Here is a 20,663-nt window from a genome sequence, read left to right as displayed (position 1 = left end):
AGGTGTCTTTTTGGTAGATATTCTCAGAGCTTCTTAAAGCTCGCTTCAACCTGCTCTAGGACTGGCTTCAGGGTGCGATGTTCCTGGCCTTCACCAAAAGTCTGAGCGTCGATGATGATCTGATGTTTCTTATCCACCGTAGCTACACCGTCATAGCCCTGAATCGTGCCCTTACTGGTCGTCATTTTGGCACTTTCGTTATCGGTCAGATTGCTCTTCACTTCCTTGATCCGCTTCCCCTGGCCTATTCTTTGGCTGTGCGTCTTTAGGAAACGGCCCACTTTGTTCATGGCGGCATCTAGCGAGAATCGTCTTAGCCCGTCGGATATCTTTGAAAAAATAATATTGGTCTCGCAGCTCCACTGCATTTCACGGCTGGAGCTGATCTTGGTAGTTGATCACCACCATGGCGTTCTGATCGTAGTTATAAGCCTTGAAGCGCAGCATGCTGACCACTCCTCGTTTGTTTCCTCGATCCTACCAACACTTAGGTGTCAGAGTTTTTTTTATACAGCCTCAACGCTTTACTCACCGGAACACAGCGAACGCCAGCGAGTTATTTTTCCGGTGCAATCGCTTGTTCGCTTTTGAGCTTGACCCAGTTGCTAACCTGCTCTTTGACTTCTTGCACTATTGGTGTTTTGCCTGCGTTTCTATAGCTAAGCAAAGTAGGCTCACCTTCTTGATTTCGAAGCATGTGATCCATGTTTTCAATAATACGAACTGTGACTTCGCTTGCTGTTGTTAATGGTATTTGACGGGTGTCATCAGGATGACACTGAAAATCTTTGCTACCACCAATAGCCAAAATGGGGAGCTTATTCCGGTTCAAGTACGATTTAACATCGTAGTTAAATGTCTCTCTATAAAATTTGGTACTAACCCGAGAAAAAGAGACCCATATTTGCTTGGCTTTTGTTTTCTCCACCTTTCGCCTGAGATCTACCATGGTTTTTTGGGGATCTTTTGTATAAAAGAGCAGCCTGGCCAACCACCCTTTTATTCCTACCATTTTTTCTAAATCCCGATTAAGCACCTCGGCATTTTTAATGGAATCTTCTTCAAAGCTACGCAAACTCGCGCATAACATAATGATCCCTGCAATATCTGGCCTTTTTAAACCAATTTCAGGGGACAATACTGCACCCTCACTATGCCCAAGCACATACATGCATTTTTTATCAATTTCGACCCGTTGACGGGCATAGTCTATAGCTGAGCAGGCATCACTAACCATTTCACTCAACCCTGACTCTTTAAAGCTTCCATCGCTTTGAGCGCAGCCTCGCTTATCGTATCTCAACGCGGCGATACCATTCTCTGCAAAATGCTCAGCTAAAAATTTAAAAACCTGGACATTAAATCCAGATATATTCCCGTCACGGTCTTGTGGACCGCTGCCATGAACCATGATCACGCATGGGCAAGCTACGATATCTGAGGGCAGCGTCAGTGTGCCAGCAAGGGATGTGCCCTCTGATAAAAAGACGACGTCTTCTGTATGCAATGGAATCTCCGCCTAGAGGCCAATAATGGTTTTGTCGAGCTGCGGAGTCCCCCCTCACGGAGCGCGACAAGCTCAGAAAGCTGGCTCAGTGCCTTATTACAGGATGCAAGCATGCTAAACCAATAACTTGAATCCCTGTACACGAGTAAAAGCTGTCGCTCTTTCTTTTAATTAGCTCGGTAATGTCCTTATAGCTCGGAAGTGCCATATGTTCATCTAGAATTTAACGCCTGGCTCATAGCAAGCAAAAGCAGAGTGCAGCGGAGCTTTTGACTTCCTATGTAGCCACTGGTTATTCCGCCATCAATTTCCACTAATTTTACGCAAAATCGGCTCTAATGGACCTCGCCCGAAAATTTTGGCATAAACACCCACAAAAACCATGGCAATAAGAGCAATGATCAAAGAAGCCGGAATCAAAGCCGCATGGCCGAGCGAGTTAAACAGCCCCAAACCATAGGCACTGAACACAAATCCAGCCAGCACCCCTTGAGCAACATATGATGACAGAGAGTTTTGCCCAGCCAATACCAGCAAATGCGGCATTTTAATCATTCTTGAAAGACGAATGAAAAGGTATAAATAAATCAATGAGAGTGCAGGCGCACCTATGGCTATTAACACAAACCCGAGTAAAGATAATATTTCGTAAGTCTCTGGCACAATGCCGCCGACGACTGCTGCATACAAAATGTTCGTCGGTAAGGCGATAATGATTAGAAGTGGCAAATGCTGTTGAATCAGGTTATATCCATCGCTGTTTTCAGAGAAAAAGTCTGTTTTGGCGGCAGCTAAGCCCACAGCAAACGCACCCAAAGCTAATGGGCCTTGCAGGAGAACTAAAAATCCAAATGTGATAGGCCAGTCCGTAAATCTTGCCTGAGTCGCTTCGAGAAAGCCGCCTCCAAGGCTTGCGCCTCCCAGCGCGGAAAATGAAATAGCTTTATCAGCCATCACAGCGTCAATGAGCACCGCAAGTATGGTGAGAAAAATCATACTTAATGGCAACATCCAAGCCGCAAAGGTTATTAATCGCCGAGGCGTAAAGTCTTTTATCAACCAAAGAAATGTGCCCAGAAGTGCATACAAAAATAAGATATCACCACTAAACACCAATATTGCATGGGCGATACCTAACATGGCCAATCCGATCATTCTTCGAAAATAACGTCTTGCAAATGACTGCCCTTTCGACTCTGCTGACTTGTATTGAATGGCCATCCCCCACCCAAAGATAAATGAGAATAGGAGAAAAAACTTCAACTGGAGAAAACTCTCCACGAGAAATCCCACAGACTTATCATAAAAACCATCAGGCGGAGTAAACAAAGACTCTACTGACAATGCCATAAACGGCACATTCACCACACATATACCAATGAGTGCGGCCATCCTAATGATGTCAACTTCATTACTTCGCCGCACAGTACTCATGATGTGATTTATCCTTATGCATAACGCTTGCATACACGGCGGCCTAACAAGGCCGTCCGGTGGAGGCCATTTAGGGCCGGAACGAATTTGATGCACTTGTTAGGTGCTTTTACCGCCGTAGCTAAATCTGCAGATCTTCATAAGAGCAGATGCGAATGCGATCTCGAGGAACCCCGCATTCAACCAATCGTTCAACATGATGAATCTTCTCCTCTTCGCCGAAGCAGCATACTTTCCAGTGGGCATTCAAGGCGCTTACGGCCAATTTCTGAAAGTACGGGAGGTCGACCCTATTGAGCGAATGGCCAACTACTGTGATCTCAGTGATGTGCTCCAACGAGTCGAAGAAGATTTTATTCTTCTCCAACACCTCTGAAACTGGCTTTTTAAGCGCATAAAAAGGGTATTTTGCAGCACCTTCTGCATCTGAGAACATCGTCCGATTGCTATCTCCGTTTTCATCAAGTTCGGGCTCTTCCTCGATTGTGTCGCCATGTCCGAATATCAGGTCATCAAAGAGCTCTGCCCTTCCATGAAGGTGCAAGACTCTGTCGGCCGCAATGCCATACACCACTTCCAAAGTAGATGTGTAGTTAAATGAGGTGAATAACGCATCCTCTGGAACTGCAAGCTGGCTGACAGCTCCAGAAACATTTATTCCTTCTACCCATTCACGGAAGGAGTCTTTTATTCCCTCCACAATCTCATCCGCCTGCTCATTGAGCTCATCTTCAAGCCCGTATACAAAGCTAGGCCTAAAGTCATCAGCGGCAATATCGATGTGGTTATGGGCGTCGTAAAAATCGTTCCAGATAAAGTTACCTAGAGAGTTCTCAAAGTTACACCAGGGCCCGCCTTCTTCAAGCTCAATGGCGTAGTAGCTTTTCAACTCATCGAGCATAGTCTTGGCGAACTGATAGAAGTCACTGTATCTGGTCGGCAGTTGGTGCCGAAGGTCGAATCCGTTTCCTATTACCCAAAGCTCAGCCACCACCTACCTCCTAAAAAGCCCTAACGCCCACGTTCAGGTGCGTTTGAGGCGATGACCGCTTTTGTGAAAGCAAAAGTGGGCAGCGGGTCAAACGTCAACTGAAACGTGTTGTTATGTGACACTTTCTACTGGAACTCAGAATACAGGAACAAAATGGCTGAGGCCGTGGCATTCACTGCATATGTGGCCACATGCTCCGGAACTACCTTGGCCTGAGCCCCAGCCCCATGTGATGAACTCAAGCGATTTCTGAGAGTCGCGATCAGCATTAGAGGCTGCTCCCAATATTGGTCGAGCCGCCCACTTCCCAGCAAAGCCTTTAGCAGCGCGGAAGCGGTATCCTTTTCATTGAAAGAAATCAAATTTTTGGCGCACAAAACCTTCATGACGCTCTCAAAAGAACTGCCACACTTCGTCAGACAATCCCGATAGTCTTCTTTTCGATGATCTTCCAATGCCTTTAAAAATTCATCGTTCGCGTGTTTGAACTCAGCCCCACTTAATAGGTTAAGAGCAGGCTCCATAGCATTTTGATGAACAACCTCGCTATCCTTCCTGATGATTTGGGGGTATTCAGCAATTCGAATCGACATAGTCGGCGTTCCACGAAACGACGATTCCACCTCTTCCATCACATATCCGGTGAGGTGGTAAGGCAATGCATCTATTAGGAAAAATTCGTTGATTCCTTGAATCATCGGGTTATCTGTCCAGGAAACGCCAGAAAGGTTTGAGCGAAAGACTAACTCGATCAGGTCTAGAAAGTTCTCATCACTGCATGTGGTAAAGAAATTCAACAGATCGTCTTCTGGAGAGGAATGAGCAGATGCTCCGGAGAGACCAAACTTGCCGTAGAGATATGCAGCTTTGTTATGCAGTTGACCCAAGAACGCACGGAAATCGTACTGGAGGGTGTCGCGCAGCAACATCAACACGCGATTCCGAAATTCTGGTGTTAGGGGTTTTATCTCACCATTCGCGAAATTCTTCTCACGCCTTGAAAAGACGTCGAACAGCTTCTCAAACACGACGATGTCTCCGTGTCACGTAACGCCGCAAACAGGGGCGTGCGTCAGCACGTCCCTGCTGCTTTGCATTGTTAGCGACCCGAATCATTGGTCGGCGGCGGAGGGTTTGATGGGGGCTTAGGCCGAACATTTGTCGGGGGCGGATTAGTATTGGCCTGCTCACGCCCCCTGCCGCTTGATGGCGGCGGAGGGTTAGACCCTTTTCTCCTATTCGTCATTCTCGTCCTCCTCAAAATTTAGAAACTCTACCCATTTAACATCTTCAGCTCTTACAAGAACCCCATCCAGCTCTGGCAGATCTTGCTGATTACCATCAGGAAGAATCCAAGCGGGCAGCATTATGTAAAACTGGCCATTTCCTGGCTCCAATGGCCATTCTTTAGGCCAGCCATAAAGTCGACGACCATCCTTCATGTGAAGAATAACGAACGTCACTTTCTCAGAGAAAATATAGAACCATTCAGATGGATGCGAGGTTCTGGACGTAAGCTTGAATCGCCTTAAATGACGATGAAGAACATCAGCGTTTACCAAGTAAGCGAAGAGCCCTCCCATCAGGAGTGCAAGAACTAGAGATACAAACGTATCAGAGGAATCATCCCATTCCCCTATCGAGAACCAATTGGTTCCGATTACGTTTAGAATCCACTCCGTAGCAATTACTAAGCCGCGAACCAAAAATGTATAGATTAGCGCCTGAACCAAGCGTTCAAATTGGTGAGGCTTAGGGTGAGACGTAAGTCCGTAAAACACCCAAGCACACACAAAACCTGGCAAGAGGAATATGACCAAATCAATGATATTTCCAGACAAACCCTCTGTCATACACCCTCGCTAACGCCCGGCTTTGGGGCGGACTTGTAGCCGCGAAGCGGCGGAAAGGCCGTCCCAGCCCCGAAGGGGCGACAACAGCCGTTTGTTAGCGTTTTCCTGGGGCACTGCGTAAACGCTCAGAGACTTCAAAATCCATGAGTATTTTTTTGATTTCTTGCTCTCGTTTTCTCGGATCAAGCACTTCTTGAATGTAGCTTACGAACTCTCGCTGGGCAGCGATAAGCTCAGCTTTTATACTTTCGTTAGGGTCGGAATCTCTTAGAAGATCGTAGGCCACCACTACACAATCAAGAATAGCCTGTCGAATCCCACGATACGCGGGTTCTTTATGTGTGCCGTAATCGTCAGTCCATTGGTTTGGAAAATACCATCGGCCAGTGTCAATCAATGAACTTAGCTTAACTAACACAGGGCGCTTATGATCTCCGTTCAGCTCCGGGTGCTCGATAATGTGCGTTGCTTCAGAAATTGCGTGACAAACTTGCTCAGCCCATGCACGCACCGAGTTGAAATATTGATCGGTCCACTCTCTAAGCTTCAATTGGTGTTCTTTTTCTAGTAGCTCTGCGCTCTTCTTTGAGTGTTGAGCCGCTTCTTCTTGATAACGATCTGCGGATCTTGATGATCTAGCCGCCGCTATTGCCGAAATTATGGCGACCGCAGTTGCTAACCATGTTGCGACATCACCAATCTCAATACTTGGCACCATGATCTCCTTGCGCTAACAGTTTATTAGTGTGCATGCGCGTTTTCCTGGAAGGCCTACCTCTCTAAAAGCATTCCAATCGATTGATAAAAAAGAAATATCACCACCTCCCGCTCTAAAGCCTGCTAGAAAAATGCGCATGCGCGTTATCATTTTAAGCCATCCTTACATATTGCACATAAGCATACAAAGAAGCTCACCAACTGCTTGTTATATATGATTATTTAAAAAACCTTCCTTGAAATCGAGCACCCCTTCACTCCGATGGGATAGAAAAATACGCATTGCAGAATGAAAAGACCTAATTATACTGTTTATACATACAGCTAATAATGGGTTCACCAAATGGCCAGCAGCCCTTTCCTGAATGAGGTTCGCACGTCCATCCGCGTGCGTGGGATGAGTATCCGAACCGAGAAAACGTACATTTACTGGATACGTTTTTTCATTCGATACAATAATTGCCGTCATCCTAGTGAGATGGGAGCAACTGAAGTTGTACGTTTCCTAGGCTACCTAGCCACTGACCGCCATGTGGCAGTCAACACCCAGCGTATAGCGCTAAACGCGCTGGCGTATTTGTATAATCAATTCCTGAAACAGCCATTGGGAGATTTTGAATTCAATTATGCTTCTAAGCCACAGCGTTTACCTGAAGTGCTCATGGCGGCTGAAGTTGCCAGCATTCTCAAGGAGATGGTAGGAAGAGATAAACTGATTTTTTCACTTTTGTATGGCTCTGGGTTACGTATCTCTGAGTGTCTGCGCTTAAGGGTGAAAGACATCGATTTCTCCCAGGGATCAATAACAGTGAGAGACGGTAAAGGCTCAAAAGATAGAGTAACCATCTTTAGTTCGACGCTTTATGAAAGCACGAGAGGCATAATCAGCGCTGCAAGAACGAGACAATCAGAAAAGTGTTGGCCCTTCTATACTGGGTGTTTTGGCAAAAAAATACCCTTCTGCCTATCGGCAGCCTGCGTGGATGTATTTATTTCCGTCTAATAGCATCTCTCGCCATCCAGTCACTGGCGTGCTGTGTCGCCACCACTTGCATGATTCTGTGCCCAGAAAAGCGTTAAAGAAAGCCGTAGTTGCTGCAAAGCTGGCTAATAAGCGGGTCTCTTGCCATACATTTCGTCACAGCTTTGCTACCGAGCTGCTGAGAAATGGAAGAGATATTCGAACTGTTCAAGAGCTCCTTGGGCATTCTGATGTATCTACTACACAAATCTATACCCATGTGCTCGGCCAACATTTTGCAGGCTTAACAAGCCCTCTTGATGCGATTACCTAACTACTGAGCAGTTGATGTACTCCGAGGTAAACATACTACTGGCATCTCGCTAGCTAAGCACCATGAAAGCACGCTACCGCCCCGGTACAACTGGGCTACGTTAAAACGCTCCGCTGGCGACCGTCGGTGTTTTTCTTGTCTGATATTACGTTAAGCAAACTATATTTTGACATTACTCAGTTTTCTTCGATATAGCAAAGCAGAAACGCCGCTTTGTTATGCTTCTATCGTTGTATGTGCTGATCCGTGCCCTGCTCTTTCGCAGGTGCCTCGTTCGCTCGTTCCTCGCGAGATTCGTTACCACGCGCTACGAAAATGTGACGTTTCTTTTCGGCAAACGCTTTCTTCACTTCTCTTGTGCTAGCCAACTGTTAAGAATCCTATTAGCCTGCTAACTCAACCAGTAAGGGATTGAGATGCAAGAGACAACGACGCGGCAGCGGGTGGCGGGTGTGCTGGTGCTGCTGGGGCTTTTAGCGCAGATAGTGGGCTTTACCGGTGCAATGCCAACGGCACAGGCGGTGAGCTATTTGCTGTGGGCGGCGGTGGTGCTGCTGTGGCGGGATATCCCAAGGCGTTCGCGCATTCAGGCGGGGGTGTTGATTGTCCTTGGGGTGCTGATGCTAGTGGTGGCGCGAGTGGTCTACAGCGCTAATGTGGATTGGCCTGCCATGCTCCAGGGCAATGTGTTTGTGGCCACGATGCTGGTGGGCGTTAGCTTTATTTCTTTGATTGGCACCCACGGTAATAAGCGCCCACCAGGTAAGCGGGTGACTGGTGCAGATGGCGTGCTGCGCACGTGGCTGGGGGTACACTTTCTCGGCACTATTTTGAATCTTTCGACGGTCTTTATGGTCGGCGACCGTTTAGCCAGGCGCTCACCGCTAACCACGCCCCAGCTGTTAGCGCTGAACCGTGGGCTTTCAAGTGCGGCGTTGTGGTCGCCCTTTTTTGCTTCTATGGCGGTGGTGATTGCGCTGGTACCAGAGGTACAGTACGGCCAGATTGCGATGATTGGGTTCCCGTTGGCGATGCTGTCGGGGCTGTTAACCACACTAGAGCTTAGGCGGCGGTTTGATTTAGCCGAGGTGGATGGCTTTTCGCTTTCACCCCGCAGCCTGCTAATGCCTGCGGGAATGGCAGCGCTGGTGATGCTGTTTCACTTTTGGCTGACGCCGTCGCTCACCATTGTCAGCATCATTACCTTTTTACTACCAGCGGTGGCGGTACTCAGCAACCTGCGGGAAGGTTCGCGCTATACCCTACGGCGCATTCGACAACATACCGCTACACGGCTACCCGCAATGCGTGGTGAAATTTCGCTTTTTTTGGCGGCGGGCTTATTAACCCTGGGGCTTTCTACCCTGGTCGCGGCGGCGGCAGGTGACGACTGGACACTATTTGCCACCTTTGGGATGTGGCAGGCCATGGTGAGCTTTGCGGCGATTACGTTGAGTGCACTGGTGGGATTACACCCGATTATTGGCGTTTCCGTACTGGCATCTATTTTGAATTTAGCGAGTGGTGAGCAAACGCTGTTTGCCTTTGTCGCGCTGAGCGCCTGGGCGGTAGGTACCAGCGTTGGGCCGCTTTCCGGCATTAACCTTTCGCTGCAGGGGCGTTATGGGGTCAGCGGCTACCGCATGATGAAAAATAATTTACTGTATGCCGCCATGATGAGCCTGCTCTCGCTAGGGGCGATCGCAGGCCTGAGCGTGTGGGTCAATTAATTGTTGAGTGCGTTAGCCACTCAGGTTTCGATGATGTTACTGGGAAAACGATAGAAGTAGCGGTGGCCACACTGATGACATGGCTCTATACGTGCCACGCTTTCCAGCATTACCTGGGCATCGCAATGCACACAAGCCATCAGGCCGGGCGCGGCGACTTCACCTTCACAGTAATCCGCACGAGCAGCTTCCAAGTCATCTTCAAAGCGTTCACGCTCAACCACACTACGGTCGGCAATGGATAGCAGCGATTCCGCCACACGCCGTGAAAGGCTGTTAATATCAATACCTAACCAGCTGGCAACCTGCTTGCCGGTATCCGCCATGTAATAGCGCATGTCTTTCAGGTCACGCTCTACCCAGGCACGCAGCAGCGCGAGCTCGTCTTTAGTGTACTCTTCCAGCTCCGCTTCGAACTCAACGGCTTCGTCTAAATCCTTTTGTAGATTTTCCCAGGTAAGCTCGTTAGCCCCGTCCTGCATGCGCTCCAGCAGGCGCTCGTAGCCTTCGCGCAACCGGTGATCGTTATGTTGTTCCATGGTCACTCTCCTTTTGTCGACCCAGGGTGCCGCCTATCATCGGCTACCCGTTCAAGGATACACCTGCATAGGATACAATCGACGCTACTTATCTGACAGTCGTCATCTATTATTCACTTTACGCCCTTTTAGGGGCGAATTACCCCAAGGCATTGAAAACACCGATGGACGCACATTACAGCCCCCGTGAGATCGAACGTGACGCTCAGCAGTACTGGGACAAACACCAGTGCTTTAAAGCAGTAGAAGACGCCAACCGCGAAAAGTTCTACTGCCTATCCATGTTCCCCTACCCCAGCGGCAAGCTGCACATGGGTCACGTGCGTAATTACACTATCGGCGACGTTGTGTCCCGTTTCCAGCGCATGCAGGGTAAAAATGTCATGCAGCCCATGGGCTGGGACGCGTTCGGAATGCCTGCGGAAAATGCCGCGATTCAAAATCAGGTGCCGCCCGCCAAGTGGACCTATCAAAACATTGATTACATGCGCAACCAGTTGAAGGCGCTTGGTTTTGCCTACGACTGGAGCCGTGAATTCGCCACCTGCGATACCAGTTACTACCGTTGGGAGCAGTGGTTCTTTACCAAGCTGGTAGAAAAAGGCTTGGTCTATAAGAAAATGTCCACGGTAAACTGGGACCCGGTTGACCAGACCGTACTGGCCAATGAGCAGGTCATCGACGGTTGTGGCTGGCGTTCTGGCGCACCGGTTGAGCGTAAAGAGATCCCGCTGTGGTTCTTGAAGATTACCGACTACGCCGATGAGCTGTTGGCGGATCTGGAAAACGTCGAGTGGCCCGAGCAAGTTAAAACCATGCAGCGCAACTGGATTGGTAAATCCTGTGGCGTTGAAATGACTTTTGAAATTCAGGCAGAAGACGGCAGCGCTTGCGAGCCGCTGCCGGTCTACACCACCCGCCCGGATACGCTGATGGGCGTGACCTATGTAGCCGTAGCTGCTGGCCACCCGCTGGCGAAGCAGGCTGCCGCAAAAAACACCGAGCTGGCGGCGTTTTGTGACGAGTGCGCCAAAGGTGGCACATCAGAAGCCGAAATGGCCACTAAAGAAAAGCTGGGCATGCTCACTGGGCACAAAGCGATTCATCCGCTAACTGGCGATGAAGTGCCGGTGTTTGTGGCCAACTTCGTGTTAATGGAGTTTGGTACCGGTGCGGTGATGGCGGTACCTGCCCACGACCAACGCGACTGGGAATTTGCGACCAAGTACGGCGTAGAGCTGAAGCCTGTGGTGGCCGATGCCAACGGTAACCAGCCGGACATTTCCGAAGGTGCTTACGTCGAGTACGGTACGCTGATTAACTCAGGCGAGTTCGATGGCCTGGAATTCCAGGCAGCGTTTGATGCGATTGCCGCGAAGCTTGCGGAGCTTGGCCGTGGCGAGGTGAAAACCAACTACCGCCTGCGTGACTGGGGCATTGCTCGCCAGCGTTATTGGGGCGCACCAATTCCCGTGAAATACGGCCCGGAAGGCCAAACCGTACCGCTCTCTGATGACGAGCTACCGGTGGCATTGCCCATGGAAGTGACCGTAGACGCTTCCGGTTCACCGCTGAAGAAAATGCCCGAGTTTTCTGAACTGGGCGATGGCTGGGTGCGCGAAACCGATACCTTCGACACCTTTATGGAGTCTTCCTGGTACTTCGCCCGCTTCTGCTGCGCAGATAACCACGAAGCAATGCTCGATGAACGTGCCAATTACTGGCTGCCCGTTGATCTCTATATCGGCGGTATCGAACACGCGATTCTGCACCTGCTTTATGCCCGTTTCTTCCACAAACTGCTGCGCGATTTCGGCATGGTAGATTCTGATGAGCCGTTCCAGCAGTTGCTCACCCAGGGAATGGTCATCGCAGAAACCTTCTATCGCTTAAAAGATAACGGTGGCAAAGAGTGGTTTAACCCCGCCGACGTGGAAGTAAAACGCGATGAGAAAGGTCGCCCGTTAAGCGCCCTGCTGATGAGCGACGGCCAGCCGGTAGAAATGGGTGGCATCGAAAAGATGTCTAAATCGAAAAACAACGGTGTTGATCCGCAGTCGATGATCGACAAGTTTGGTGCCGACACCGTACGCCTGTTTATGATGTTTGCCGCACCGCCCGAGCAGTCGCTGGAGTGGTCGGATTCGGGCGTTGAAGGTGCGCACCGCTTCTTGAAGCGGATTTGGCGTCAGGTTACCGAGCACCTTGCTGCTGGCACACCGGGCAAATTGACGGTTGATGCGTTGAATGACGACCAAAAAGCACTGCGTCGTAAAACCCACGAGACAATCAAGAAAGCCAGTGATGACATTGGCCGCCGCACCACCTTTAATACCGCCATTGCCGCGGTGATGGAGCTGTCTAACGCGGTGGCTAAGTTCGACGATACGTCCGAGCTTGGCTTGGCGGTCAGTCGCGAAGCGCTTGAAGCATGTGTGCTGCTGCTGGCACCTATTACTCCGCACCTGTGTCACACACTGTGGCAACAGTTAGGCTATGACCAGCCCGCCATTGAAGCCCAGTGGCCCAAGGTGGATGAAGCCGCGTTAACCCGCGACAGTATCGAACTGGTGGTGCAAGTTAACGGTAAACTACGTGCACGCCTGGAAGCGCCGGCCAGTGCCGATAAAGCGGCCATCGAGACGCTGGCGATGGAGAATGAAAACGTCCAGCGCCATCTGGAAGGCAAAACGGTGCGTAAAGTGATCGTTGTGCCCGGCAAGCTGGTTAACATTGTGGTGAGCGGATGAAACCAGTCCAAGGCGTTACACGCCGCCGTTTTCTCGCTACCAGCATCGCCGCTTCAGCGGCGGTGCTGCTCAGCGGCTGTGGGTTCCGCTTGCGCGGCACCGACTCCATGCCACGCTTGCCAGCGCTCTCCCTCGAAGGCGATGACAACAGCACCTTGGCACAACAGCTACGGACGCGTTTGCAGCAGCAAGGTACGGAGATAAGCAGGGGTGCGCCCTGGCAAGTAACCCTGGGCACACCTCTGCTTCGGCAGCGACGTATTGGCAGTGAAGGGCGTGCTAGCCAGGATCATGAGCTCACCTTAAGCACTACCCTGTCTGTGCAGCAGCGGGAAACCAGTGCTTACGCCCTTAATAACGCGACAGTAGCCACCAATACTCGCATCCGAGTAAGCGACGATGACCTGCTCAACCGCGAAGCTTTGTTCCAAGAAGCCGAGGAAACCCTCGCTCGGCAGTTAGCGCAGCGTATCATCGAACGGCTGGCAAACCTTGAGGCCATGCAGTGAAGGTATTTGCCGACCAGCTCCCCGCTGCTCTCGCTAAAAAACTGCCTAAGGCGGTGATTGTTGCTGGCGATGAGCCACTGCAACACCGTGATGCCTGTGATGCCGTGCGCCTAGCCGCTCGGCAAGCCGGTATCGAAGAGCGAGAAGTGCTGGATGTAGAGCCCAACTTCGCTTGGGGGCGGCTGTTGGAAACGGCCAGCAACCTTTCCCTTTTCGCTTCCAATAAGCTGCTGGAACTACGTTTAGGCACACACAAACTGGGCCAGGAAGGCAGTAAAGCACTGGCACAGTACGCAGACATGATGGACGGCAGTGACGACCTATTGCTTATCAGCATGGGTAAGCTAGATGCCAAACAGCAAAAGAGCGCCTGGTTCAAAGCACTGGATAAGAAAAGCTTGTTCGTTCCCGTGTGGCCAGTGGATGCATCGCGCTTAGGCTACTGGCTGCGCGACCGTGCTTCTCTGCATGGTTTGCAGATTGACCTGGAAGCGGCCCGTTTGCTGGGCGAGCGCACCGAGGGCAACCTGCTGGCCGCGGACCAAGAACTACAAAAGCTCGCGCTTATTCATCCGCCTAATACGCGCCTCAACGTCGAAAGCATTGCTCAAGGCGTCGAAGACAATACCCGTTTTGATGTATTTAATTTGGCTGATGCTTGCTTGAAAGGTGAGCCTAGCCGCACATCGCGTATCGTCAATGGCCTACGCAGTGAAGGGGTTGAAGCCCCTATTGTGCTTTGGGCATTAAGCCGTGAGCTGCGCACTCTGCTCTCGCTTCATCAGCATCTGGATCAGGGCCAAAGCTTCGAGCACGCCTGCAAAACCCAAAAGCCGATGATTTTTGATAAGCGACGCCCTGCCTATCAAAAAGCCATTAGCCGCCTTTCGATGAAACGGTTGCACAAACTACTCTTAATGGCACAACGTTTGGATCTTGCGGTGAAAGGAGCTTCTGCAGTGCCCTTATGGCCTGGCCTTCACGACCTTGCCATGACCATGGCGGGCGGCAAGGGCATTTTGGCTGAAACCCCATGGACCTATCGCATTAGTGCAAATAATTAGTACTTTTCGTTTTTGCCTTAAATCCTGCACTAATTGTTTCTATACTGCTGACCCGAGAAACATAACAGCTTGGAAACCTCTGATTAACTATTGCGCTTGACCATACTGCGTTAAAAATCACCTCAAAATGCTCATTTACACCCTGTAAACTGCGCTTTTTCGTTGATTTTTGCCTTGTCTGGTCTGCGCTCATCACATTAATCAAAGGCTCCCTTGCTCCCTGATAAGTCTAAGGATGACAACGATGAAAACTTTTCGTGCTTACCTCTCGGCTTTATTGATCGCCGCTCTGGTGTTTACCAGCTTGCCTGTTGCTGCAGCTCCTACGGCTCCGCAAGAAATGGACGTAGCCTCTACTGGACAGGCTTCTACAGAACGGGCTCCTGTAGAATTAGTCTCAACGCAATCTGTTTTAGCAGGCGACCGTGCGAGTGCCGACCGCGAGCGAATTAATGACATTCTCGCCCGTGCAGATGTGCAAGATCAGCTGCTAAAGCAGGGTGTGAATCCTGATGACGTTGAAGCACGCGTAGCCGCGCTGAGCGATGCTGAAGCTAAGCAAATGGCTGAGCAATTAGAGCAGTTGCCCGCCGGTGCTGGTGTGATCGGAGCCTTGTTTGCGGTATTTATTATTCTGCTTATCACTGACATTCTCGGGCTGACCGATGTCTATCCGTTCACTCGCTGATTTGTCTGTCATGATAAAAGACCTTTTAAACGCCCGCTTTGCGGGCGTTTTACTGCTCGTCATTCTATCAGCTCTTCTGCTTGGCGGCTGTGCCCGCAGCCCAGTGCTGTTAGAGAGCACCAAAACAGACGTAACACCTCAGATAGAACTGACCCAAGTGCCCTTTTTCGCTCAAACCGACTATCAGTGTGGACCTGCGACACTTGCCATGGTGTTGAACCATCAGGGAGTCGATACCAGCCTCGAACAGTTGATTCCTCAGGTATTTTTGCCTGGCAGAGACGGCAGCGTTCAGCCAGAGATGCTAGCCACCGTACGCCGTTATGGGCAGCTGGCGATTCCTATTCGCGGCACCATGGATGCGCTACTTCGCCACCTGGAAGCCGATGACCCCGTCGTGGTGATGCAGAACCTTGCATTACCTGCGTTTCCCATGTGGCACTACGCGGTCGCCATTGGCTTTGACTTACCCAATGAAACGCTCATTCTGCGCAGTGGTGAAATCGAGCGGCATACCATGTCCTTCAGCCGCTTTGATGCGACCTGGGCACGCACGCAGCGTTGGGGATTTGTGGTCAGCGAACCCGGCACGCTACCAGAAGGCGTTTCAGCTCATAATGCCCTGCAAGCCATTAACGCCTATGAAGAATTACATGGGCCCATAGCCGCACTATCTAGCTGGCTGGCATTTACCGACCGCTTCCCCACTAACCCATTTGGCCAGTTTGCCCTGGGCAATGCATTGTATGCCGACGAGCAGCCTAAAGCCGCTCAGGATGCTTTTGAGTCCGCCACCCAGCTCGACCCTACTATGGGTGCTGCTTGGCTAAACTTGGCTATTCTGCAGCTGCACAGCGGTAGTACCGAAGAGGCGCGTCACGCGCTTAATCAAGCCGCCGAACGAGAAGGCGAATCGCAGTCTCGTGCGCAGCAATTACTCGATAAGCTGTGAGGTAAACGTTGTGGGAGTGTATCACTCCCACAATATTCGCTCGTTAAAACACTCTGTTTAAGCCATTTTGAGCGGCCACTCGGTACGCTTCGGCCATGGTGGGGTAATTGAAGGTCGTATTGATGAAGTACTTCACCGTATTCGCATCCCCTTCCTGCTGCATAATGGCCTGGCCGATATGTAGAATTTCCGACGCCTGATCACCGAAACAGTGGATGCCTAGAATTTCTAGCGTATCTTGGTGGAAGAGGATTTTCAGCATGCCAACGATATCGCCCGTTATTTGCGCGCGAGCCGTATCTTTGAAGAACGCTTTACCCACCTCATAGGGAACTTTAGCTTCGGTGAGTTCTCGCTCATTAAGCCCAAAAGAGCTGATTTCCGGAATAGTGTAGATCCCCGTGGGAACATTACTCACAAAGCGATAATCTTTGTCGAGCAGCTCGTTACACGAGTTTAATCCTTGATCATAAGCCGCACTGGCAAGACTAGGCCAACCAATTACATCGCCCGCCGCATACACATGTGGAAGCGCTGTGCGATATTGCTCATCGACACTAAGCTGGCCACGTCCATTGGCTTCCAAGCCAATGTTCTCAAGCCCGAGACTATCGGTATTGCCGGTGCGTCCATTAGCCCAAAGGAAGGCGTCTGCACGGATTTTTTTGCCTGACTTCAGGTGTACCACGACACCCGACTCATTGCCTTCAACACTCGCGTAATCTTCATTATGACGTATCAGTACACCGTGCTTACGCAGATGATAAGAAAGTGCATCGCTAATCTCGTCATCTAGGAATGAAAGCAAGCTGTCGCGGTTATTAATCAGGTCAACTTTGACACCTAGGCCTGAGAAAATAGAGGCGTACTCACAGCCGATAACCCCCGCCCCGAAAATAACCAGCGTACGTGGCGTATGCGAGAGACTTAAAATCGTATCAGAACAATAGATGCGAGGGTGCCGGAAGTTGATATCCGCGGGGCGATACGGGCGCGACCCAGTGGCAATCACTATTTTTTTAGCCACCAGCTCTTCCATGCCTTCCTGGCGATCGCGTACCACGATGGTATGTTCATCTTTGAAACGGGCGACGCCGTGGTAAAGGTCAATCCGGTTGCGCGCGTAAAACGTCGTGCGCATTTCCACTTGCTTATCGATCGTACCGCGCGAGCGCTCCATTACTTTAGGAAATGAGAACCAGCGGGGTTCACCGATATCGCGAAACATGCGATTGGTATTGAACGCCATGATCTGTTTCACCTGATGGCGCAGCGCTTTTGAGGGGATAGTTCCCCAGTGGGTACAGTTGCCTCCTACCTGAACCTGTTTATCAACAATGGCTACCCGCTTGCCATGCTTGGCAGCATTAATAGCAGCACTCTCCCCTGCAGGGCCAGTACCTATCACTACGACATCGTAATTATGAACCGCCATACAGTCTGGATCTCCTCATGCCTATTCTATAAACACATACATATTCTATAAACACATACATAAACGCCCGCCTGTTTAGCGAGCGTTTATGGTGCTACGTGGTTAAATACAAGGCAAAATTAAATACATAGCAAAAAATGATTAACGACGCGTTGCATCGTACCCCAGGTCAGCACCGCGACTTTCATCGCTACGGCGACGCTCGCTTACTCGCTTACGATTCTCTTCTTCGCAAACCTCGTCTTTACCACCGCAGATATCACAGCCTTCTTTTAAACCTAATTGATTCAAACCACCACAGGAGCCCGCGATAGGCTTACGCCCCATGAGAACACCCACGGCCATGGCGGTCATTACCAGTGCCATAAAACCAAATACCAGTAGCCAGATTGTCATGCGTACCTCCCACCATTGCATTGACTGCTCACCTACAGACAACGGCCATGTCAGTAAGTGCCACGTTTTCACTATTGTCTACATCTGCCAGCTATTGTACCTCACACACTCAAAAATGCTCAGCGGTGTGGTTTTTTTCGACATCCATATACAAACGGGGCTGACCCAAAGGCCAGCCCCGTATGTGCCCGCAGGCAGTTTTTAACAGACAGCCTTAGCCGCCGAAGTCATCCAGAAGGATGTTTTCCGGCTCTACGCCCATATCGAGCAATAGCTTGATAACAGACGCGTTCATCATGGGCGGCCCACACATGTAGTACTCACAATCTTCAGGCGCTGGGTGATCCTTTAGATAGTTTTCATACAGTACGTTGTGGATGAAGCCTGTCGGTCCTTCCCAGTTATCTTCTGGCTGTGGGTCTGACAAGGCCAGATGCCACTCAAAGTTCGGGAACTCTTCCGCCAGTTGATCGTACTCTTCATTGTAGAAGGTTTCACGCCAGGAGCGTGCACCGTACCAGAAGGAGATCTTACGCTGAGACTTCAAGCGCTTGAGCTGATCAAAGATATGGCTACGCATTGGTGCCATACCGGCACCACCACCGACAAAGATCATTTCCGCATCAGTGTCTTTGGCAAAGAACTCACCAAATGGCCCCATCACGGTAACTTTGTCGCCTGGCTTCAAGTTGAAGACGTAAGTCGACATCAGACCCGGCGGGTGGCTGGTGCCAGGAGGTGGCGTGGCGATACGGATATTGAACTTGAGGAGGCCTTTTTCATCCGGATAGTTAGCCATGGAGTAGGCGCGAATAACTTCTTCGTTATTCTTATGGGAAATTTTGAACATATCAAATTTTTCCCAATCACCACGATACTCTTCTTCGATGTCAAAATCGGCGAATTTAATATCGTAAGGCGGCGCTACCAGCTGCACATAACCACCGGCGCGGAAGGCAACTTCTTCGCCTTCGGGCAGCTTCAGGTTCAACTCTTTAATAAAGGTCGCGACATTAGGATTCGCGGTAACTTCACACTCCCACTTCTTAACGCCGAAGACTTCTTCCGGCACTTCTACTTTCATGTCCTGTTTAACAGGCACCTGACAAGAGAGACGCCAGCCATCTTTCTTCTCACGCATGGTGAAGTGCGATTCTTCGGTAGGCAAAATAGAGCCACCGCCCTCTTCCACACGACACTTGCACTGGGCGCAAGAACCACCGCCACCACAGGCTGACGAGAGGAAAATACCATTTGCGGCCAAGGTGTTAAGAAGCTTACCACCAGCCTGAGTCTGCAGGGTATGTTCGGGGTCGCCGTTGACTTCAATCGTCACGTCCCCGCTACTCACTAGCTTGCTACGCGCTGCCAGAATGATCCCCGTTAAGCTAATAACGATGACCGTGAACATGACAACACCGAGCAAGATGACAGATGTATCAACCATGTCGGTTTCCTATTGCTGAAGGTTTTCTGTACCTCGGCAGCGTAAGCTGCCGAGAAAACCGGCTCCGGTTAAAGCTGAATGCCTGAGAAGGACATGAAGCCCAATGACATTAAGCCAACGGTGATGAACGTGATGCCAAGACCCTGTAAGCCACCAGGCACGTCACTATACTTCAGCTTCTCGCGGATACCGGCCAGGGCAGTAATTGCTAGCGCCCAACCAACACCGGAACCGAAACCGTAGATTACGGATTCGCCAAAGTTGTAGTTACGCTCAACCATGAACAGTACGCCACCTAAGATGGCGCAGTTAACGGTGATTAGCGGCAAAAATACGCCCAGTGCGTTGTAAAGCACAGGAACATATTTATCCAGGAACATCTCCAGGATCTGAACAAGCGCGGCGATAACACCGATGTAGCTCAGAAGACCCAGGAACGACAGGTCGATGTTTTCAGCACCGCTGACGCCCGTCCAAGACAACGCACCTTCTGCTAGCAGCAGATTGAACACCAAGTTGTTAACCGGTACAGCAATCGTCAGTACGACAATAACCGCAATACCCAGGCCGAAGGCAGCAGATACTTTCTTGGATACCGCTAGGAACGTACACATCCCCAGGAAGAACGCCAGTGCCAAGTTTTCAACAAAAACCGAAGCAACGAAAAGGCTTAGATAGTGTTCCATGTTACACGGCCTCCTTCGGCTTGGTGTTGTGCTTCATCTTGAACTCGTTATCTTCTACTTGCTCAGGATGCGTAGAGCGGATTACCCAGATCAGCAGACCGATAATAAAGAAAGCTGAAGGTGGTAGCAGCATCATGCCGTTTGGCACATACCAGCCGCCGTTCTGCACAGTCGGCAGAATAGTGAGGCCAAATACGCTGCCAGAACCCAGCAATTCGCGGAAAAAACCAACGATCATCAATACAACGCCGTAACCAAGGCCATTACCAATACCATCTAGGAATGACATGCTAGGCGTATTGGTCATCGCAAAGCCTTCCGCACGCCCCATGACGATACAGTTGGTAATGATCAGACCCACAAAGACTGACAGCTGCTTAGACATTTCATAAGCATAAGCTTTAAGGATCTGGTCAACGACGATAACCAGCGAAGCAATGATGGTCATCTGAACAATGATACGAATCGAAGACGGAATGTGATGCCGAATCAACGATACGAACAAGTTAGAGAATGCACAAACGAAGATAACCGCTAGCGACATAACCAGCGACACGCTCATGCTGGTGGTCACCGCTAGTGCCGAACAAATACCTAAGATTTGCAGTGCAATAGGGTTATTTTTAAAGATCGGCGCCGTTAAGACGCTTTTAGCATTTGCATCTGCCAT

General features: G+C 50.3%; 20 protein-coding genes and 1 pseudogene. 8 read left to right on the top strand and 13 right to left on the bottom strand.

Features of this window, described 5'->3' with window-relative positions:
- Window positions 1–26 precede the first annotated feature (26 nt).
- The 7 genes and pseudogenes from HZS79_RS16725 to HZS79_RS12130 form a co-directional block, all read right to left on the bottom strand.
- Window positions 27–305, bottom strand: a pseudogene (locus HZS79_RS16725) (IS1182 family transposase); the annotation flags it as partial.
- A gap of 251 nt (window positions 306–556) precedes the next feature.
- Window positions 557–1,507: an alpha/beta hydrolase family protein gene (locus tag HZS79_RS12155; protein WP_218927991.1), complete on the bottom strand. Its 951-nt coding sequence runs from the start codon at window positions 1,505–1,507 to the stop codon at window positions 557–559.
- Window positions 1,508–1,810: 303 nt separating this feature from the next.
- Complete coding sequence (locus HZS79_RS12150; protein WP_179928016.1) at window positions 1,811–2,941, bottom strand: DUF418 domain-containing protein; 1,131 nt, start codon at window positions 2,939–2,941, stop codon at window positions 1,811–1,813.
- Window positions 2,942–3,062: 121 nt separating this feature from the next.
- Window positions 3,063–3,932 (bottom strand): AbiH family protein, encoded by an 870-nt coding sequence (locus tag HZS79_RS12145; RefSeq protein WP_179928015.1) that lies wholly within the window; start codon window positions 3,930–3,932, stop codon window positions 3,063–3,065.
- A gap of 125 nt (window positions 3,933–4,057) precedes the next feature.
- Window positions 4,058–4,960: an abortive infection family protein gene (locus tag HZS79_RS16945; RefSeq protein ID WP_179928014.1), complete on the bottom strand. Its 903-nt coding sequence runs from the start codon at window positions 4,958–4,960 to the stop codon at window positions 4,058–4,060.
- A gap of 207 nt (window positions 4,961–5,167) precedes the next feature.
- Entirely contained in the window at window positions 5,168–5,785 is a 618-nt protein-coding gene (locus HZS79_RS12135; RefSeq protein ID WP_179928013.1) for a DUF6338 family protein, read from the bottom strand.
- Between the two features lie 94 nt (window positions 5,786–5,879).
- Window positions 5,880–6,503: a hypothetical protein gene (locus tag HZS79_RS12130; protein WP_179928012.1), complete on the bottom strand. Its 624-nt coding sequence runs from the start codon at window positions 6,501–6,503 to the stop codon at window positions 5,880–5,882.
- A 342-nt stretch (window positions 6,504–6,845) separates the two neighbouring features.
- Here HZS79_RS12130 and HZS79_RS12125 point away from each other — a divergent pair, with 342 nt between their 5' ends.
- The 3 genes from HZS79_RS12125 (at window position 6,846) to HZS79_RS12120 (ending at window position 9,527) form a co-directional block, all read left to right on the top strand.
- Window positions 6,846–7,505: a phage integrase N-terminal SAM-like domain-containing protein gene (locus HZS79_RS12125; protein ID WP_281373492.1), complete on the top strand. Its 660-nt coding sequence runs from the start codon at window positions 6,846–6,848 to the stop codon at window positions 7,503–7,505.
- Window positions 7,486–7,797, top strand: coding sequence for a tyrosine-type recombinase/integrase (locus HZS79_RS16890; protein ID WP_281373491.1), 312 nt, complete (start codon window positions 7,486–7,488; stop codon window positions 7,795–7,797). Before HZS79_RS12125 ends, HZS79_RS16890 begins: the two co-directional genes overlap by 20 nt.
- A gap of 416 nt (window positions 7,798–8,213) precedes the next feature.
- Complete coding sequence (locus HZS79_RS12120) at window positions 8,214–9,527, top strand: hypothetical protein (protein WP_179928011.1); 1,314 nt, start codon at window positions 8,214–8,216, stop codon at window positions 9,525–9,527.
- A gap of 20 nt (window positions 9,528–9,547) precedes the next feature.
- On the opposite strand, the gene HZS79_RS12115 is transcribed toward HZS79_RS12120, so the two are convergent.
- On the bottom strand, window positions 9,548–10,066 hold the full coding sequence (locus HZS79_RS12115; RefSeq protein ID WP_162219201.1) for a zinc ribbon-containing protein: 519 nt from the start codon (window positions 10,064–10,066) through the stop codon (window positions 9,548–9,550).
- Between the two features lie 164 nt (window positions 10,067–10,230).
- Here HZS79_RS12115 and leuS point away from each other — a divergent pair, with 164 nt between their 5' ends.
- From leuS to HZS79_RS12090, 5 genes are all read left to right on the top strand, one after another.
- Window positions 10,231–12,816 carry a leucine--tRNA ligase gene (leuS, locus tag HZS79_RS12110; RefSeq protein WP_179928010.1) on the top strand — a complete coding sequence of 862 codons (2,586 nt, stop codon included), beginning with the start codon at window positions 10,231–10,233 and terminating at the stop codon, window positions 12,814–12,816.
- Window positions 12,813–13,325, top strand: a complete 513-nt coding sequence (locus HZS79_RS12105; protein WP_162219203.1) for an LPS-assembly lipoprotein LptE — start codon at window positions 12,813–12,815, stop codon at window positions 13,323–13,325. The genes leuS and HZS79_RS12105 overlap by 4 nt, the downstream gene beginning before the upstream one ends.
- Window positions 13,322–14,389: a DNA polymerase III subunit delta gene (gene holA / locus HZS79_RS12100; protein WP_162219204.1), complete on the top strand. Its 1,068-nt coding sequence runs from the start codon at window positions 13,322–13,324 to the stop codon at window positions 14,387–14,389. The genes HZS79_RS12105 and holA overlap by 4 nt, the downstream gene beginning before the upstream one ends.
- A 244-nt stretch (window positions 14,390–14,633) precedes the next feature.
- Entirely contained in the window at window positions 14,634–15,077 is a 444-nt protein-coding gene (locus HZS79_RS12095; RefSeq protein WP_179928009.1) for a PA2779 family protein, read from the top strand.
- On the top strand, window positions 15,055–16,029 hold the full coding sequence (locus HZS79_RS12090) for a PA2778 family cysteine peptidase (protein WP_179928008.1): 975 nt from the start codon (window positions 15,055–15,057) through the stop codon (window positions 16,027–16,029). Before HZS79_RS12095 ends, HZS79_RS12090 begins: the two co-directional genes overlap by 23 nt.
- A 43-nt stretch (window positions 16,030–16,072) precedes the next feature.
- Here the strand turns inward: HZS79_RS12090 and sthA are convergent, their stop codons facing one another.
- The 5 genes from sthA to HZS79_RS12065 form a co-directional block, all read right to left on the bottom strand.
- Complete coding sequence (gene sthA / locus HZS79_RS12085; protein WP_162219207.1) at window positions 16,073–17,464, bottom strand: Si-specific NAD(P)(+) transhydrogenase; 1,392 nt, start codon at window positions 17,462–17,464, stop codon at window positions 16,073–16,075.
- Between the two features lie 141 nt (window positions 17,465–17,605).
- On the bottom strand, window positions 17,606–17,860 hold the full coding sequence (gene nqrM, locus HZS79_RS12080) for a (Na+)-NQR maturation NqrM (RefSeq protein ID WP_162219208.1): 255 nt from the start codon (window positions 17,858–17,860) through the stop codon (window positions 17,606–17,608).
- Window positions 17,861–18,074: 214 nt separating this feature from the next.
- On the bottom strand, window positions 18,075–19,307 hold the full coding sequence (nqrF, locus tag HZS79_RS12075; RefSeq protein WP_162219209.1) for an NADH:ubiquinone reductase (Na(+)-transporting) subunit F: 1,233 nt from the start codon (window positions 19,305–19,307) through the stop codon (window positions 18,075–18,077).
- 68 nt (window positions 19,308–19,375) lie between these two features.
- Window positions 19,376–19,993, bottom strand: a complete 618-nt coding sequence (gene nqrE, locus HZS79_RS12070) for an NADH:ubiquinone reductase (Na(+)-transporting) subunit E (protein WP_162219210.1) — start codon at window positions 19,991–19,993, stop codon at window positions 19,376–19,378.
- Window position 19,994: 1 nt separating this feature from the next.
- Entirely contained in the window at window positions 19,995–20,663 is a 669-nt protein-coding gene (locus tag HZS79_RS12065; RefSeq protein WP_162219211.1) for an NADH:ubiquinone reductase (Na(+)-transporting) subunit D, read from the bottom strand.

Source organism: Vreelandella zhaodongensis, assembly GCF_013415115.1.
GTDB lineage: Bacteria > Pseudomonadota > Gammaproteobacteria > Pseudomonadales > Halomonadaceae > Vreelandella > Vreelandella zhaodongensis.
This window is presented reverse-complemented; position numbering and strand designations above follow the sequence as displayed.